Origin of the sequence: Bacillus nitratireducens, from assembly GCF_036320425.1 — a bacterium.
GTDB classification, from domain to species: Bacteria; Bacillota; Bacilli; order Bacillales; family Bacillaceae_G; genus Bacillus_A; species Bacillus_A nitratireducens.
The window spans coordinates 858,976-875,928 of the sequence record NZ_JAUMJO010000001.1; the positions used below are offsets into that span (position 1 = coordinate 858,976).

Sequence of the window (16,953 nt, forward strand, 5' to 3'; positions counted from 1 at the left end):
AGAAGGTGCTACATATTTAACACAAGTTCGACATCTTCACAGTTCCAATATCCTTCAATGGATGCTGGTTATTTGCATTTGATTTAAACATTAAGTATGGGTAACCAGACTCAAGCTGGATCATAGCGATTTTAATCAGCATATCACGTGCACTAATATCTAGTGGCTTCTTCTTCACTTTCGGATTACTCATTAATTCATCGTACATTTCATCAATATCTATATCATCTAAATGTTTTCCGTACTCTTTAAATACTGTATAAGGCGCGAAAACATGGAAAGGTTCGTTTTTCTCAGCAAGTTCAAAGAACTTACTTGGAACGATAATTCCGATTGATAGAGACTGAATACGGCTCTTCTCATCGGCATTTATTTTTTTTGTATCAAGGAATTCAATAATATCCCAATGGAAAATGTTTAAGTATACAGCGCCGGCACCTTTTCGTTGGCCAAGTTGATTCGCATATGAAAACGAATCTTCAAGCAATTTCATAACAGGTACTACACCACTTGCGGCGTTATCAATGCCTTTAATTTGCTCACCACGTGCGCGTAGCTTAGATAAGTTTAAAGCTACTCCACCACCGATTTTCGATAATTGCATTGCAGTATTAATGTTAAAGCCAATTGAATTTAAGCTATCGTCCATCTCTAACAAGAAACAAGACACCATTTCTCCTCTTCTGCTTCTTCCCGCATTTAAAAAGGTTGGTGTCGCTGGTTGGTAGTTTTGTTTTACAATCATGCTTGCGAAGTGGTTTGCCTTCGCAACATCACCGCGTCCTAAGTATAATGACACAATTGCTACACGATCTTCATAGCTTTCTAAGTATTGTTTTTGATCATTCGTTTTTAACGCATAATCTTTATAGAACTTAGATGCTGCCATATAAGATTGGAACTCGAAGTTTTCACCATAAGCGATGTTATATACTCCCTCTACTTCCTCCAAGCTATACTCGTCCAGAACGTTGTAATAGTAATCGTGTTCTTTCATATACTCCATTCGCTCTGCCACGCTATTAAAAGGAACGGTATTCTCTCTAGCTTCTTCCATAAAGACTTCTAACGCCTCTTTATCTTTATGAAGCTGATAAAAACCGTCCTGCATTTGCGTGATTTCATTATTCAGTTCAATGTGTCGCAATCTCCCGCACCCTTTCTTTAAAATATTCTACATCATTATTTGTTCCAGATAACTCAAATTTTGATACAATAGGCACTTCATATTTAGTAGAAATTTTGTCAGCACTTGCACCGAACATGTCTCCCCAATTACGATTGCCGCTTGCAGATACGCCTTTTAATTTTTCATTATTGCGTTCTAAAAAGTCTAAAACACGTTCCGGTACATTGCCAAAACCTGTTGTATACGTAATAAGAATAAAGTCTTCATCTAATACTAGAGCTTCATCAATTTGAACGGCCGGCATATTTAATTTGTGGATGAAACGCTTCACGTTTCCTGTCATAGAATCATATGCAACTAACATTTCCGACCCTCCCTCTCCAATATATATTCTCTGTATGTCGTTTCTTGTTTTCTCTATATATTGTATTACGTTTCAAAATAAGACACAAGATATATGTATAAAATCTTTATTTTTTTAACTTTTACTTTTCGACATGATCATCGTTTTTTTTCAATACAAAGACTATGAAACAACATTCTAAAACTCATGTCAATAAAGTGCTTTTCAAAAAAGTTGTCAACGCATTTAACCTCATTTTAAAAAAGTTAACAATATTTTTTGTCATAAAACAGTAAATGCTGGAGGATTATATTTCTCCAGCATCACGCAAAAAAGAACAGACATTAAACGATAATCTGTTCTAAAAAACGATTACATTTATCAATTTTACTTTATTAAATATTATACATACTCTTTCGTTCCTCGTTACATACTAAAAGATAACTATTATAGAAAAAGATTATTATTATGGAACTTCAATTTTATTTATGAAAAAAATTATTACAGGTGCTCAATACGCAAAATATCTTTTATAAATATATGATGTGGATTCTCATCTTTATCGAGCATTGTACATACAGGAGCTTCTTCATCAAAGTATACGATCATTCCTTCTACGTACTGATATGTATGTTGGACTTGTACAGTTACTTTAATTTCTACAGCTTCTTCATATGCTCTTTTTATTTTCTGAAGCATTTTTGCTGAACATTTTCGTTTCTCTGGATACATAACCATTCCCATAAACCTATTCCCAGCTCTATCTTTCCACATATAATCCCAATGTGGTAATATGCCTTGTTTAAAATCTCCCATAATTCTCCTCTCCTTTATCTTCTATTTATCCCGCTATTTGCGGGCAGTAGGACCCCCACCCCAAAATTCAGTGAATTCAAAGAAGTTAGGTGGGAGATAACTGCCCGTAAATGCCCGATTGGTTCAACTAATAATCAGTGGGGATGCCCCCACTGTTAAAGTTTCACTTTATGAACGTGGTGTTTCTGAATATGTATAAATTACCTGTCCACCGCGCTGTGCGTTCCCGATAATATGTTTAAAATCTTCTCGACTTACAACAACTTCCCTGAACGTATAAAATACATCTTTTGTCGCAACATACTCCTTTATTTCACCATTTTTCAGCTGATCCAAAATTGCATTTGCTAATTGTTTATCCATGTATTTCACCTCTCTGCAATAGTTTATTTTATCGCATCTTCTATAGGTCGACAACGGTAAAATTATCCCGTTACTATTATTTAATTCACTTCCATTATTTTTATAGCTATATCACTTTATTATATTCGTACTAAATATCATATACTAACATAGCTACTTCTCTATATCAAACTTTTTGACGCTCTGTATAACAAAGTTCCAATCCACTGTTTGTTATTTTATTTTATGCTACAATATATGCATAGAACTAGGAGGGATACTATGATTCGGAAAGCAAAAAAGACAGATGCGATAGGAGTAGCACCTTTACTGTATAACGCTCTGCACGAAATTGCTGAAAAAATCACAGGTAGCACAGTTGAAGCAAAAGTGATACTAGGACTTGAAACATGGTTCGCAAAAGAAAATAATCGATTGAGCTATGAAAACTGTTTAGTGGCTGAACAAGATGGAAAGGTAGTTGGGGTTATTGTCGGTTATCACGGTAGTGACGCTGAACAACTTGATGCACCAATCGTACACCACTTAAGAGAACTACATGACGACGAATCCATTACGTTAGAAAAAGAAGCTGAACTTGATGAGTACTATATTGACACGTTGTCAGTTTCAAATATGTACAGTGGACGTGGCATTGGCTCTAAATTAATCGATGCAGCTGAACTTCATGCAACTGAAAAAGGTCATGAAAAAATCGCCTTACTTGTTAATTTAGAAAACAAACGCGCTTTTTTACTATATGAAAAACTTGGTTACAAAAAAGATAACATCGTTATGCTCGTTGGTGAACCGTATGCCCATCTAATAAAACCATTACGGTCATTAGTTTCTATATCTTAAAAGGACAATTCTTTTTGCTTGTTATGTAAAGAGAGAGGCTGCCCAAGGGACAGCCTCTTTTATGTTAAATTCGTATTTAATACATTTCCATTCATCGCCTCACGAAATGTATACGTTGTACATCCCCATGGCTTCCTATGGAAAATAGGCGAACCTGACCACCCCATTGCCCTCAGTTCAGTCCCAATCATCACATTAAAATAACTATGACCTACAAGAGCAATATGTCCGTGTACGAGCGCATAGCGGTGTAACATATTAGCAGCTTTCCTTGCTCTTTCTCGTACTTCCTTATAAGACTCAACATCCTTACTATAAGCAGCTATCCATAGTGTACGTCCAATAAACATCCATACATTAGGTTTACATTTCAACCATTTTGGAGCATAAAAACCTGTCGGAATTTCAGCTTCCCTAAAAAGAGGATTTTGCACAAAAGATAAAGAATCCGTTAATTCGGTTGCTGATTGCACAGCGCGCCTCTGATTACTCGTTACGACCAATTTCGCTGTTGTAATCGCCTCAATTGTTTCAATCGGTATATGAACTTCTTTTACCATAGTTCCTAAATCATATTGCTTCATCCATTCACGAAATGAAATAATTGTCATTGGCTCTATAGTACTGTCCAAACGACCATGACGAATAAAAGAAATTCGCATTCTTTCCACTCCCCATTCATCACTTACGAACTATATTATGTACTATTTCTTATTGCCATCATACCATGCATAAAAAGAAAGTTATATATCATTACATATCCCCACTACTATCATGCGTTATCGATGCATGCACACCATCCAGTCCATCAAAATATGTAGTTGTTTCATGTTGACGCATTTTCTTCAACTGTATATAAGAAAATAAAAATAATAAAATCGCTATAAAGCTCCCCACAATTTCAAACATCATTTTACCGCCCCTAATTTCTCCCACCTTAGTAGGTCATTGTATCCTTTTTATTATACCCCCATATAAAGATGTATGCATTTTCATCATTCCTCTCCTAACAATATTTTTTCACATATTTTCTTACAAAAAGTGAATATTTTTTGAATTTTTACTTTGGAAACATTTACAAATTGGTAAATATAGTTCAAAATAAGAGGAAATAAAAAAAGCCCAAATTATTCTTTTTTGGGGAAAACTGTAACAAGGAGAGTTGCTTATGCAGATCGCAGAAACTGGAGATATCATTGAATTTAAAGGTGGAATGCAAGGCCGTGTTCAAAAAGTAAATCAAAATTCTGTTATTGTTGATTTAACAATTATGGAGAATTTTAGAGAACTAGATATGGAACCTCTTACAGTTGTAAGCCATAAAAACTATACTGTCATTAATCAACATGCATAATATAATAGAAAGAAAGGATCTGTATATCATACAGATCCTTTCTTTCTATACATATTAACGATTATCAACTGTTTCTGGATATAGATCATGGTTCATCATACGGTAATCTGCCATTTTCTCATACTTAGTTCCTGGGCGACCGTAGTTACAGTAAGGATCGATTGAAATCCCACCACGTGGTGTAAATTTCCCCCATACCTCAATATAACGTGGATCCATTAATTTAATTAAATCATTCATAATAACGTTCATGCAATCTTCGTGGAAGTCACCATGATTTCGGAAGCTAAATAAATATAGCTTTAAAGATTTACTCTCTACCATTCTTTGTTCTGGAATGTAGCTAATATAAATTGTTGCAAAATCAGGTTGTCCTGTTTTCGGACATAAACTTGTAAATTCAGGACAGTTAAATTTTACAAAGTAATCACGGTTTGGATGGTTATTATCAAATACCTCTAAAATTTCTGGGCTATATTCAAATAAATATTTTGTATTTTGATTTCCTAATAATGTTACATCTTTTAAATCTTCATCTAATCTTCCTGCCATTTTAAACATCCCTTCTCGTTATACGCCTCGTTTATTTCCCCATACTAACGCATGAAGCTGTGGCAATACTTTCGCATCATTCATTTCTTTACAGTTCACAGCTTTTTCAATAAGCCACTCATACTTATCTAATAATTTTTTAATAAGCATTGCATCATCCACTGTTTTCGTATCATCATTTCCTACTTGTAAGAAAAATGGTACATCTGGATAACGTCCATGCATTTTAACTGCATATTCAAAATCTTGATCATCGAATACTACTACTTTTAAACTAATATCTTTTCCTGCTAGTTTCTGAATAACATCATCTAACTTCTGAAAATCTGTATGCATCGCCGAACTCGGTGGTTTTGGCGAAATCGTTACCTCATCAATTTGAAGTAACCAATCTTGCCATTTACTCCCTTGTGTTTCGATCGCCGTTCGCATCCCATTCTCTTTTAATATAGAAAGAAGCGATTCAATATTTTTCAATAAAACAGGATTTCCACCCGAAATCGTAACATGAGAGAAATTTTCTCCTCCAATTTCAACAAGCTCATTCCAAATGTCTTCTGCTGACATTTGTCTAATTTGATCTTTTGCCGATCCATCCCACGTAAAGGCAGAATCACACCAAGCACAGCTATAGTCACAGCCAGCAGTTCGAATAAACATAGTTTTTTGCCCGACAACCATCCCTTCTCCTTGAATGGTCGGACCAAATATTTCTAAGACGGGGATTTTACTCATCGAGCATCCACTCCCGTCTCACTTCCGCATAACTAGTCGGTGTCTCAAACAAACGAACAAATTCAACACGCGCTCCTTTGTATTCATTCGCACGATTATCTTTTGTTAATGCTTCTGCCATCTTTTCATAAATCCAAACAACCATGTTTTCAGCAGTCGTATTCATCGCTGGTAACGTTTCGTTTAAATAACGATGGTCTAAATAAATTTCTATTTCATTTTTCCAAATTTCTTTTATATCTCCAAAGTCAATTGCAAGACCTATTTCATTTACATATCCACTAATCCCAAATACAACTTTATATGTGTGACCATGTAAGTTTTTACATTTCCCTTCATAACAGTGTAAATGGTGTGCTGCATCAAATGTAAATTCCTTGCTGACCATTACTCTTTTATTATGATATTTGAGCTGTTTACGCTGAATATCCTTGTCCATTTTTTGCAAATTTTCTACGATGCGAAATCCAAAGAAATTATCCATTAGTTGTTCGCTCCTTCGCGTTCTTGTAGGTACGTATCTAATCCTGCTTTACGAAGCTGGCATGCTGGACATTCACCGCAACCATCACCAATGATTCCGTTATAACATGTTAATGTTTTTTCTCGAACAAACTCGAATGCTCCAAGTTCATCTGATAATTTCCATGTTTCCGCTTTATCAATCCACATAAGTGGTGTATGAATTACGAACGGATAATCCATGGATAAATTTAAAGTAACGTTTAACGATTTCACAAACACGTCACGGCAATCTGGATAACCGCTAAAATCAGTTTCACATACACCCGTTACAATATGACGTGCTCCAACTTGTTTTGCTAATACAGCAGCAAATGATAAGAATAGTAAATTTCGTCCATCTACAAACGTCGATGGCAATTCACCTTCTTCATGTGTAATCTCCATATCCGTTCTCGTTAACGCATTTGGAGCAAGTTGATTTAATAGACTCATATCTAGTACCGTATGTTTAATCCCTATCTCTTTCGCGATTTCCGCTGCACAATCAATTTCTAGTTTATGACGTTGATTGTAATTAAATGTTACAGCTTCCACTTCTGCAAACTGCTCTATTGCCCAAAATAAACATGTTGTACTATCTTGTCCACCACTAAAAACAACAACTGCTTTTTCTTTTTTCATTTCACTCATTCTCCTTCTCTACTACGAATAAGAAGAAAGAACGTTCTTGAACTGTCACAATAAAAAAACAAAACAATACCTAAGGATATTGTTGTTTCCATAGTTTTTTATAGAGGGAGTTCGCGAACCTCTCCCATGCGGTGCATGGAATTTCTTCTTTCATTGACAAAACATATTGTAACATATTGTATACTACCAGAAAAAATTTCTGATTTTTCCGCTATTTCACATTTCATTTCTCTCATTTTATAGTATGATTAATTTAATGTGAGAAGAGAGGAGGCATCCCACTGAAACTCTTTATTATTTATCTCTTTTTAAATATATTATGCATTCTTGTTACAATGCTTATATATCATTTATTTTGGAATCAAAAAGGGAAAAGCTCTCCTAAATTAAATTCAACTATATTTATTGTATTATGTTGCCTCGCCACCATACTATGCATCACTTTCGCAGCAAAAACAAATTATGGATTTCAATTTGATATGCGTCATATCGTATTAATTGTCGGTACATTAACAGGGGGACCTATTGCCGGTGCTTCCATCTTAGCTGTATTAAACATATATCGTGTATTATTAGGAGGAATAGGTGTTTTCCCATCTCTTATCGCTTCGGTTCTCCTATTTATTGTTCTACTATTAACATACAAACTGTTTAACCGAAGTTCTAATCGTGTAAAAATAGCACTCGCTATCTTTTACAGTCTCATATTCGGATTTAGCTGGATACCATTTTTCCTTTCAGCGGTTACAAATAAGGCTGATTATATATCGTATATTATTGTGTACGAACTCTGTACGATACTTGGTACAATCCTTATTTTATATTTATTACACATATTACAAACGCAAGTTCGTCTCCAAAATGAACTTATGAATGCTGAAAAATTTCATTTAATCGGTGAAATGGCAGCTTCTATCTCTCATGAAATTCGTAATCCTTTAACTTCAACGAAAGGATTTTTGCAACTTTTACAGTCAGATACATGTTCTGAGAAGGAACGAAAATTATATATCGACATAGCCATTAACGGGATCGAACAAGCAAATCATGTTCTTACAGACTACTTAACTTTTGCAAAACCGAGTATTGAAAAAGAACAAAAATTACAGGTAGAGGAAGAGTTACTTCATGCGTTATCTTTAATTACACCTCTCGCCAATTTAACAAATGTTCGCATACATTATATAAAACAAAGTACATCTTTCTTTATAGCTGGTGAAAGGCAAAAGCTGAACCAATGCTTATTAAATATTTTTAAAAACTGTATCGAGGCTATGCCTAACGGTGGTGACCTTATTCTTACATTAGTTCCAGACCATAAACATATACAATTATATATAAAAGATACAGGCGTTGGTATGGATCCAGAACAAGTAAAACGCCTCGGATCACCCTTCTACTCGACGAAAGAAAAAGGGACCGGACTCGGGATGATGGTCGTCTTCAGTGTCATTCAAGCAATGAATGGAAAGATTGATATTATTAGTGAAAAAGGAACGGGTACAACATTTTTATTAACTTTCCCAATCATACAAAAAACGTGATGAATTTCATCACGTTTTTTCTGTTCCTTCAACTAATTCTGCAAAAGCTTTCACTTTTCCATGTGGTTTTTGATTCTCTTTCCGAGCTTTCCAAGCGCGCTCTTCTTCTCTCTTTTTCTTTGACATACTTTTCAACTCCTTTTCTCTTCTCCATGTAGTATTCCAAAATGAGAAAGAAAACTATGCATGTGTAAAAAAGGAAAAGAAGCGGTGAACCGCTTCTTTTCCTTTATCCCACTATTTGAGGGCAGCCCGATTGGTAAATAATAATAATAATAATCAGTGCGGGATGCCACCCAATGATTACAGCTTCACTTTATCGCTGTAAAATTGCATGTTTTGCTTCTTTTAGCTGTGTAAGATGCCTTTGTTCGTGCAAATCCAGAAATTGAACCCATTGGTATAAATTCAAATCATTAAAAATAGGATGTTTCAATCCATTTTCAAATAATTCTTTTTCATCTATCACACTATGAAGTGCATGTAATAATTCTTGTCGTGAATGTTCTAGTAATTGAATTCCTTGCAGTTTTTTCATTAATGTTTCTGTTGGTTTCATTTGTTGAGGAGCTTCCCGTTTATATGTGCGATCAAGCGTAAGTTGGAGGTCTTTAAATGGAGCAAGGTTTCTTTCTTTTTTTTGTAAAGCATATACAAGGGCAGATGTGACAGACTGTTCAACTAAATGTAAATGATGCAAAATTTGAATAATACTCCATTTATCACGACGTGGCTTTACATTCACCTCAGTATCATTTAACATTTCAATTTCTGATAACAGCGTGCTTCGTGTAGACTGTAATGAGTGGACTAAAGTTTCTAAACTAACATCCATATTAGATTGAAGCATAATGCTTTCCCCCCTTTTGTTGGTGAAAAGAGGTGCTCCTTATTAGAAACACCTCTTAGTTAATTCTGAATTTTCTTTTATTATCTCATCGTTTTTCCATTATGTCGATGTTAAACATGTGAAAAAAAGCGCATGTTTTTTACAATTTTGTGTCGTCAACAGCACGTAACCACGCTTCAATTTCTGTAATTACACTTTTTACACAACCTTCAGCAAATGGCGATGTTAAATTTGCAACTTCTACTAATTCTAAGAATGATTTACTTCCACCTTGCTGACAAAGATTCACATAATCTTCCCAAGCCTCTTGTCTATTATCTCTTGCACGTTTCCAAAATTGCAGCGCACAAATTTGAGCTAACGTGTAGTCAATATAATAGAACGGTGAGCTATAAATGTGGCCTTGACGTTGCCAGAAACCACCGCGCTCTAAATAATCATTATCTTCATAATCACGATGTGGTAAATATTTCTTCTCTATGTTACGCCATGCTGACTTACGTTCTGCTGGCGATGCTTCTGGATTCTCATATACATAATGTTGATATTCGTCTACAGATACACCGTACGGTAAAAATAGAAGTGCTGAACTTAAGTGTGAGAAATAATATTTTTCCGCATCTTCTTCAAAGAATAACTTCATCCATGGCCATGTAAAGAATTCCATACTCATTGAATGGATTTCACACGCTTCATATGTTGGCCAATTGTATTCTGGAATTTCATACTTACGACTTTCATATACTTGGAAAGCATGACCAGCTTCATGTGTTAGTACATCAATGTCACCAGACGTTCCATTAAAGTTTGAGAAAATGAATGGCGCTTTATAATTCTCAATATATGTACAATATCCACCACCAGCTTTTCCTTTTTTCGCAACTAAATCTAATAAATCATTATCTAGCATGAAATTAAAAAATTCATCTGTTTCAGCTGATAATTCTTTATACATCGTTTTCCCGTGATTAATAATCCAATCCGCATCACCTTTTGGAGTTGGGTTACCTGTAGCAAACTCAAAGTTTTCATCATAATAAGCGAGCTTTTCTACACCAATGCGTGCTTTTTGTCTATTTCTTAATTCTGTTGCAACCGGAACGATATAATCTAATACTTGCTGGCGATAGTTCGCAACCATTTCAGCATTATAATCTGTACGATACATTCTCGCATATCCTAATTCCACAAAGTTTTTAAAACCAAGTGTTTTTGCAATTGTAGTTCTCACTTTAACAAGCTCATCATAAATACGGTCTAACTCCTCCTCATTCCCAGCTAAAAATCCGTAGTATGCTTCACTTGCTGCTTTACGTTTGCTTCTTTCTTTTCCTTGCATAAACGGAATAAGTTGCGATAACGTCCTTTCTTCTCCTGCAAAGTCAATTTTTGCAGATGCTAACAACTGTGTATATTGTGAAGACAATTTATTCTCTAATTGCAAATCTTTCACTACTTCATCTGAATATGTTTTTAAATCACATTCAGCTAGAGCAAATAATTGCTTTCCATAATAGGCTTCTAACTCTTCACGGAATGGAGAATTCATTAACGCCTTATAATATTTTGTTCCGTAGCCTTGTACAACCGGAGAGTATTCATCAAAGAAATCTTGCTCTTCTTTATAAAAAGCATCTGTCGTATCAACAGAATGACGAATGTAACAAAGATTCCCCATTGTACCAAAATCATTGCGAATTTCATTGATTGAATTAATCACTTGTTTTTGTTCTTCAACCGTTTTTGCATTATCGAACTTGTCTAAAGCAACAGTAAACTTCTCTTTTAATTCTTCAATATTTGGCCGATTATATTCATAGTCTTTAAATGACATGAACGAGCCCCCTCTCCATTATATGCATCATTACTATAATTCAATGCTTACTTACAAATATCCTCTTATTCTTCAGCAAAATACAGCAGCTACTGTCATGATAACATGTAAAAAAAGCCTTGGATTTCTTTATCCAAAGCTCCTTTGGAACATATTATTATTTTTCATACTTTCCAATTTTTTTTAATAGATCAAGTAATTCATCCTTTTCATCTTTCGTTAACATTTCAAAAGACTGATGTATAACTTGCTCATGCCCAGGAAAAATAGAAGCAATAAAGCTCTCTCCAGACTCCGTTAATTGTGCATAAATAACACGTCTATCATTCGGGCACGGGATTCTCTTTACTAGTCCTTTTTTCTCTAGCTTATCTACAACGTATGTAATGCTGCCACTAGCTATTAAAATACGCTCACCGATTTGCTGAAGTGGTTGGCCTCCTTTATGATATAGTAGTTCTAATACTGCAAACTCAGTTGGATTTAATCCGTTACTTTGTATGGATTTATTTGTAGTATCCATAACAGAACGATGTACACGGGATAATGCAATAAATACTTTTAAAGATTGAGAAATATCTTCTCGCTCATTATTTGATGTCATACCATTTCAACCCTTCACTTAAATTCTACGCAACAAAAAGAAAAGCAATGTAGTACTTCATTACAAATTCCAAATGAATATTCTCTCATCCCTTTTCCTTTCCCTAATGTAATGCAAATGATTCTTGAATAAAAACATGACAATTTTAACATAGTTTATATATAATGATAATAAAAAAGAAGGAGTACCAAATTTGAAAGTCAAATTACAAAGCATATTTTTTTACATACTGCTTGTTATACTGCCAACGATAGGGATCGGTGCCACATTTTTTTCGTATCACACATATCAAATGAAACAGGAAAACAAACTATCTGCTCACACTGTTCTCTTTTTATATAGAGACTATTTAGACCATCACCTTGGTGAATCTATATCTGCCTTAGAAATGCTCGCAAAAGTCGTAGGGACCGAAACCGGAAACCTCAATGGGATTAAACAGATTGTACATGATACGGATGGAAATGATGAACGTTTTTCCGGCCTATATTACGCTACGACAGATGGGATGATTACAATCGCATCCCAAGGCGATTCGCCGCCTATTGACGTTTCTGACCGCCAATACATTCAAGATGCATTGCAATCTAAGAAAACAACTGTATCATCAGTTATTACAGATCGCGTTCTTGGACATCAAGCTATTATGATTGCCTCTCCAATATTTAATAGACAAAAGGAACTCTCAGGCTTATTATTAGCGAGTTTACGTTTTGACTACATTTCAGCCTCTTTAAATGCTATTAAACCACAATATCATTTCGAAGTGACTGATAAACATGATGTAGTTTTTCTAACTGATGATAATAATGAAACAAGCGATGGGCATTCTAACATGCTCACTACCCCACTCCAAAGATTAAATTGGAAGGTCTCTGTTTCTCCATTGCCTATCCATCAAAAAACCTTATACCAGTGGGTTTCAATAGAGTGTATAGCTACTTTATTTTTACTGTCTATTTTATTTTTACTTGCTCAATATATGTTGTTAAAACGGCAAACAAAACTGGAAAGACAACAAAATGAACTACAAAAAATTGAATTGGTTGGAACTTTTGCAGCTAGTACAGCCCACGAAATCCGTAATCCTCTTACTGGAATTAAAGGGCTCGTCGCTCTATTAAAAGAGAAATATAAAGATGAACAAGATCAGTTCTATTTTTCCATCATCGAACAAGAAATAGAACGGATTAATGAAATTGTAAGCGAATTTCTTATTCTTGGAAAGCCAACTGCTATCATTGAACAAACATATGATGTGAGAACCATTCTAAATGAGGTAGCATTAATTATTCAATCTGAGGCGAATCTACATAACATTGTATTTCATTTACATTTGCCAGACCAACCTGTTCATATACTTTGCTCAAAAGACCATATGAAACAAGTGGTTTTAAACATTACAAAAAATGCAATTGAAGCTATGGCTTCTGGTGATACATTAACCATTGTAGTAACAAACAATGAAAAATACGCACAACTGCAAATTATTGATACTGGAAAAGGAATTCCAAAATATATTCAAAAACACCTCTTTCATCCGTTCTTTACTAATAAAGATACTGGAACAGGTCTTGGGCTTGTCATATGTAAACGAATTGTAGAGATGTACAACGGGCATATATTTATTGATAGTAAAGAAAACAAAGGAACGACAGTTCATATAGAGATTCCATTACACACAGTATAATTATCCTTATCCCAAAAGGATAATTATACTTATTTCATAAAACCAGCCACAAGCATTCTCCAAAAATTGCTCGATTTTCCTTCATACCCAATTTGAAAAATAGGGACCCTTATAATTGAAAACCATTTCGGTGTTTGTTTTTCTTTGTAACTCTGGTACTGTACGATAAGCTTGTCCAATTCTTGACTAACTTGAATTGTCTCCATACTATTTAACCCACTTGTTAAACCTAATTGAATCATTTCTTCACGTTTCATATGAATATCATGCGAAAGCTTTTCTAATGTGTACTTCCTTTTTACAGTAAACATCCATATCCCCCTTATTATTCTTCCATGCTCTCAACGTCTCTTCTACTTTAGTCCTTTAAACATTTAATCCTATTTGAAGAATCAGAAAATTTAACATTTTCCCCCTGTAATTTACAAATCTTTACCCTCACTTTGAGAATTATTACAAATTATTCTATCTTTGTAAATACATTCGCAATAATAGACATTTTTTTCATCTTCTTTTTTGTAAATACTCAGTAAACAGTGGATTCTCTATTTTCAATGTACTTTTCTTCGACATTTTTTGTTTAATTTATGTAAAAACGCAAAACATAATGATGATTGATAAAGTGCAACTTTAATCAGTGGAGATTTTGCTCCCTCCAACTGATTATTAGCCCTCACCAATCGGGCGTTTACGGGCAGTGGATCTCCCACCTAACTTCTTTGCTCTAGCCGAATTTTGAGGTGGGAATCTTACTGCCCGCAAATAGCAGGATAAAATAGAAAGGAAATATTTAAATGCGCAAATATACTATTACATTTCTCGTCTTCACCCTGTTCATACCCTTCTTCCTATTTCCTATTCAAGCAAACGCTCATACGAATAAAGTTGCTATTGTCATCGATGATTTCGGCAATAATATGAAAGGAACTGATAGAATGTTATCACTTCCTATTCCACTCACTATTGCTGTTATGCCATTTCTTCCTTCTACTAAACAAGATGCAATAGCTGCCCATAAAAAAGGACATGAAGTTATTATACATATGCCCATGGAGCCAATTAGAGGAAAAAAAGAGTGGCTTGGACCGAAAGCGATTACAACAGATTTAAGCGATGAAGAAATAAACAACCGACTCGAACAAGCAATTCAAGAAATACCTCATGCAATAGGAATGAACAATCATATGGGATCAAAAGTAACCGCCGATGAAAGGATTGTACGTCTTATACTTTCTGCCTGTAAAAAACACGGTTTATTTTATTTAGATAGTAAAACCAATCCTAATAGTGTTGTCCCAAAAATCGGTAAAGAATTAGGGGTACCAGTCATTGAAAATCAATTATTTTTTGATGATGTATATACGGCAAGTCATATTTCAAGACAAGCCCAATTACTCATCAAAAAAATTCAAGAAAAGCCAATAATGGTAGCTATCGGGCACGTTGGTCCTCCAGGTGAAATTACATCACGTGTTATTGAAACTTCTATTCCTAAAGTTCGCGAACATGCAGACTTCATTTTTTTATCTGATTTAGTATTATCTCCACCTCCTGTTTCAAAATAAGATTCATTTCTCATACTAAAAAAGGTACCTATCTACATATTGCAGATAGGTACCTTTCCTTTTTAACTTAAATATGATCTACATGACTCACCCTAAATCCCTTTTTCTCTATCTTTTCAATTAATTTCTTTAATTTTTTTTCATTTAACTCATCTGATATATTTACGATAATACGGCGAATATATTGATCACCATTATCAAGCGTAAACAGTCCACCTATATTGTATGCCTTTAACAATGTCCCCAGCTCTTTAATTGTTCCCTTACAATCTTGTGTTGCAATTGTTAATATATAACCACCCGTCCGCATACCGAACGAATCTTCAATAACATCAAATACATTAGAATGTGTTAGAATACCGACAAATTCATTATATTCATTTAAAACCGCTAAAAATGGGAGACGACGAATCACGTAAAAAGCTCTAAAAAAAGAATCCTTTTCAAAAATAAACGAAGTTGGATCTTCCAACACATCTCCTGTACTTACATGCTCTAATCCGCTATTACACTTCTTCTCTAAAAGATCTACTTTATAAATAATCCCCGTGAATTCCTTCTCATCTTCTGCTAATACGGGGATCGCCCTAAATCCCGTTTCATTCATAATTTGCAAAGCCTTTTCACCAGAATCATTCGTTTTGCAAAATGTCACCTGCTGTTTTGGCAGAAAATGATATTTAACTCGCAAAATATGTTCCTCCTTACATGTCAACATGTAATCTATATATAATAAGGAGACCTATATTTTATGAGTGAAATTTACTTTTAAAACGCTTTCATTTTTATAGAATGGTAACCTCTATGAATACACCTTTATATAACAGAACTTTTTGCCCCTTTTATCATTAAAAGCTTTACGTGATAGTTCATTAAATATTCTATACCTTCCAACCATTTTTTCGCTTCTTCTGGTGATTTTCCCCATACGATCATTCCGTAATTATGAACAAGGACTACTCCTCCACCTTCAGTAAAATTCGGAACATTACTTTCCAATAAATCAGCGAACTTTTTTTCATCTTCTACAATTGGAATGGTCATTTCTGTAATGCCTTCTTTGCCAAAAACACGTTCCACGCTGCGTTTTTCGAATGTTACTTCTCCTTCTTTCCCATATAGCTCTGACATTAAATGACTATCTACAGTCTGTACTTGTAAAATACATTCTGCACTGCTTTTTTTATAAATATCCGCATGCATAAACGACTCTGAAGCTGGTTTTTCTTCGTTTTCAAATACTGGCTCACACATGCAATTTACTACAATAAAGTCTTCTTCAGAAAATACTCCTTTATCTCTTCCCTCTACATTTATCAAAAATGTTAATGGCTCTTTTGACGTACACATCGATAAACTAATTTTTGTACCATAAAACCAATCGCGAAGTGCCAGTTCTGCCTTCACATCTTTTAATTCGTTCCATTTCTTCAGAAAAAATAACATTTCGTCACCCCCGGCGTAATATTAATATAATTTTCAAATCCTTTCTATGTAAAAGGAATGTTTTTTGATTATTCTAAAAATTTAATTGAATTATCACACGAGAATGCCTTTTTGTCAATATGGTTTCAGCACC

Annotated in this window: 21 protein-coding genes, 1 pseudogene and 1 riboswitch; of the genes and pseudogenes, 5 read left to right on the plus strand and 17 right to left on the minus strand. The window is 34.5% G+C overall.

Annotated features, from left to right (window positions below; genetic code table 11):
* Positions 1-19: 19 nt before the first annotated feature.
* From Q3V31_RS04550 to Q3V31_RS04565, 4 genes and pseudogenes are all read right to left on the minus strand, one after another.
* A pseudogene (locus tag Q3V31_RS04550) lies at positions 20-1,147 on the minus strand (ribonucleotide reductase N-terminal alpha domain-containing protein); the annotation flags it as partial.
* Positions 1,134-1,493 (minus strand): class Ib ribonucleoside-diphosphate reductase assembly flavoprotein NrdI, encoded by a 360-nt coding sequence (nrdI, locus tag Q3V31_RS04555; RefSeq protein ID WP_000959445.1) that lies wholly within the window; start codon positions 1,491-1,493, stop codon positions 1,134-1,136. The gene nrdI and the pseudogene Q3V31_RS04550, both read right to left, overlap by 14 nt.
* A 480-nt stretch (positions 1,494-1,973) precedes the next feature.
* Positions 1,974-2,288, minus strand: coding sequence for a hypothetical protein (locus Q3V31_RS04560; RefSeq protein ID WP_000502203.1), 315 nt, complete (start codon positions 2,286-2,288; stop codon positions 1,974-1,976).
* 168 nt (positions 2,289-2,456) lie between these two features.
* The gene (locus Q3V31_RS04565) at positions 2,457-2,651 is read right to left on the minus strand and encodes a hypothetical protein (protein ID WP_000360788.1); all 195 of its coding nucleotides are present in this window, start codon (positions 2,649-2,651) and stop codon (positions 2,457-2,459) included.
* A 261-nt stretch (positions 2,652-2,912) separates the two neighbouring features.
* On the opposite strand from Q3V31_RS04565, the gene Q3V31_RS04570 reads away from it, so the two are divergent.
* Positions 2,913-3,491, plus strand: a complete 579-nt coding sequence (locus Q3V31_RS04570; protein ID WP_000619519.1) for a GNAT family N-acetyltransferase — start codon at positions 2,913-2,915, stop codon at positions 3,489-3,491.
* Positions 3,492-3,550: 59 nt separating this feature from the next.
* On the opposite strand, the gene Q3V31_RS04575 is transcribed toward Q3V31_RS04570, so the two are convergent.
* Positions 3,551-4,153 (minus strand): histidine phosphatase family protein, encoded by a 603-nt coding sequence (locus Q3V31_RS04575; protein ID WP_001222806.1) that lies wholly within the window; start codon positions 4,151-4,153, stop codon positions 3,551-3,553.
* Positions 4,154-4,244: 91 nt separating this feature from the next.
* Complete coding sequence (locus Q3V31_RS04580) at positions 4,245-4,403, minus strand: hypothetical protein (RefSeq protein WP_000971078.1); 159 nt, start codon at positions 4,401-4,403, stop codon at positions 4,245-4,247.
* Between the two features lie 256 nt (positions 4,404-4,659).
* On the opposite strand from Q3V31_RS04580, the gene Q3V31_RS04585 reads away from it, so the two are divergent.
* Positions 4,660-4,845 (plus strand): YkvS family protein, encoded by a 186-nt coding sequence (locus tag Q3V31_RS04585; protein WP_001165083.1) that lies wholly within the window; start codon positions 4,660-4,662, stop codon positions 4,843-4,845.
* Positions 4,846-4,899: 54 nt separating this feature from the next.
* Here Q3V31_RS04585 and queF read toward each other — a convergent pair whose 3' ends face one another.
* The 4 genes from queF to queC are packed head-to-tail and all read right to left on the minus strand — an operon-like array spanning position 4,900 to position 7,278.
* A complete protein-coding gene (gene queF / locus Q3V31_RS04590) occupies positions 4,900-5,397 on the minus strand; it encodes a preQ(1) synthase (protein ID WP_000918893.1) in 498 nt (165 codons plus the stop codon).
* Positions 5,398-5,415: 18 nt separating this feature from the next.
* Complete coding sequence (gene queE, locus Q3V31_RS04595; protein WP_000036273.1) at positions 5,416-6,132, minus strand: 7-carboxy-7-deazaguanine synthase QueE; 717 nt, start codon at positions 6,130-6,132, stop codon at positions 5,416-5,418.
* The gene (queD, locus tag Q3V31_RS04600; RefSeq protein ID WP_000368412.1) at positions 6,125-6,616 is read right to left on the minus strand and encodes a 6-carboxytetrahydropterin synthase QueD; all 492 of its coding nucleotides are present in this window, start codon (positions 6,614-6,616) and stop codon (positions 6,125-6,127) included. The genes queE and queD overlap by 8 nt, the downstream gene beginning before the upstream one ends.
* The gene (queC, locus tag Q3V31_RS04605; RefSeq protein WP_097871654.1) at positions 6,616-7,278 is read right to left on the minus strand and encodes a 7-cyano-7-deazaguanine synthase QueC; all 663 of its coding nucleotides are present in this window, start codon (positions 7,276-7,278) and stop codon (positions 6,616-6,618) included. Before queC ends, queD begins: the two co-directional genes overlap by 1 nt.
* Positions 7,279-7,371: 93 nt before the next feature.
* A riboswitch (PreQ1 riboswitch) is annotated at positions 7,372-7,415 on the minus strand.
* Positions 7,416-7,622: 207 nt separating this feature from the next.
* Between queC and Q3V31_RS04610 the strand changes: the two genes are divergently transcribed.
* Entirely contained in the window at positions 7,623-8,831 is a 1,209-nt protein-coding gene (locus Q3V31_RS04610; protein ID WP_002075044.1) for an ATP-binding protein, read from the plus strand.
* A gap of 9 nt (positions 8,832-8,840) precedes the next feature.
* On the opposite strand, the gene Q3V31_RS04615 is transcribed toward Q3V31_RS04610, so the two are convergent.
* From Q3V31_RS04615 to Q3V31_RS04630, 4 genes are all read right to left on the minus strand, one after another.
* Positions 8,841-8,957, minus strand: coding sequence for a DUF6254 family protein (locus Q3V31_RS04615; protein WP_000038354.1), 117 nt, complete (start codon positions 8,955-8,957; stop codon positions 8,841-8,843).
* Between the two features lie 190 nt (positions 8,958-9,147).
* Positions 9,148-9,681, minus strand: a complete 534-nt coding sequence (locus Q3V31_RS04620; RefSeq protein WP_000941981.1) for a DinB family protein — start codon at positions 9,679-9,681, stop codon at positions 9,148-9,150.
* Positions 9,682-9,820: 139 nt separating this feature from the next.
* On the minus strand, positions 9,821-11,515 hold the full coding sequence (locus tag Q3V31_RS04625; RefSeq protein WP_071735040.1) for a M3 family oligoendopeptidase: 1,695 nt from the start codon (positions 11,513-11,515) through the stop codon (positions 9,821-9,823).
* A gap of 157 nt (positions 11,516-11,672) precedes the next feature.
* A complete protein-coding gene (locus Q3V31_RS04630) occupies positions 11,673-12,119 on the minus strand; it encodes a MarR family winged helix-turn-helix transcriptional regulator (RefSeq protein ID WP_000203343.1) in 447 nt (148 codons plus the stop codon).
* 193 nt (positions 12,120-12,312) lie between these two features.
* Between Q3V31_RS04630 and Q3V31_RS04635 the strand changes: the two genes are divergently transcribed.
* Positions 12,313-13,809, plus strand: coding sequence for a DUF3149 domain-containing protein (locus Q3V31_RS04635; protein WP_000865274.1), 1,497 nt, complete (start codon positions 12,313-12,315; stop codon positions 13,807-13,809).
* Between the two features lie 29 nt (positions 13,810-13,838).
* Here the strand turns inward: Q3V31_RS04635 and Q3V31_RS04640 are convergent, their stop codons facing one another.
* A complete protein-coding gene (locus Q3V31_RS04640) occupies positions 13,839-14,120 on the minus strand; it encodes an aspartyl-phosphate phosphatase Spo0E family protein (protein ID WP_000495524.1) in 282 nt (93 codons plus the stop codon).
* 483 nt (positions 14,121-14,603) lie between these two features.
* On the opposite strand from Q3V31_RS04640, the gene Q3V31_RS04645 reads away from it, so the two are divergent.
* Entirely contained in the window at positions 14,604-15,374 is a 771-nt protein-coding gene (locus Q3V31_RS04645) for a divergent polysaccharide deacetylase family protein (protein ID WP_001234133.1), read from the plus strand.
* Between the two features lie 67 nt (positions 15,375-15,441).
* Here Q3V31_RS04645 and cbpA read toward each other — a convergent pair whose 3' ends face one another.
* Together cbpA and Q3V31_RS04655 are read right to left on the minus strand one after the other, a co-directional pair.
* Positions 15,442-16,065 (minus strand): cyclic di-AMP binding protein CbpA, encoded by a 624-nt coding sequence (gene cbpA, locus Q3V31_RS04650; RefSeq protein ID WP_001264224.1) that lies wholly within the window; start codon positions 16,063-16,065, stop codon positions 15,442-15,444.
* A 125-nt stretch (positions 16,066-16,190) separates the two neighbouring features.
* Complete coding sequence (locus Q3V31_RS04655) at positions 16,191-16,820, minus strand: class II aldolase/adducin family protein (RefSeq protein WP_000895985.1); 630 nt, start codon at positions 16,818-16,820, stop codon at positions 16,191-16,193.
* Positions 16,821-16,953 lie beyond the last annotated feature (133 nt).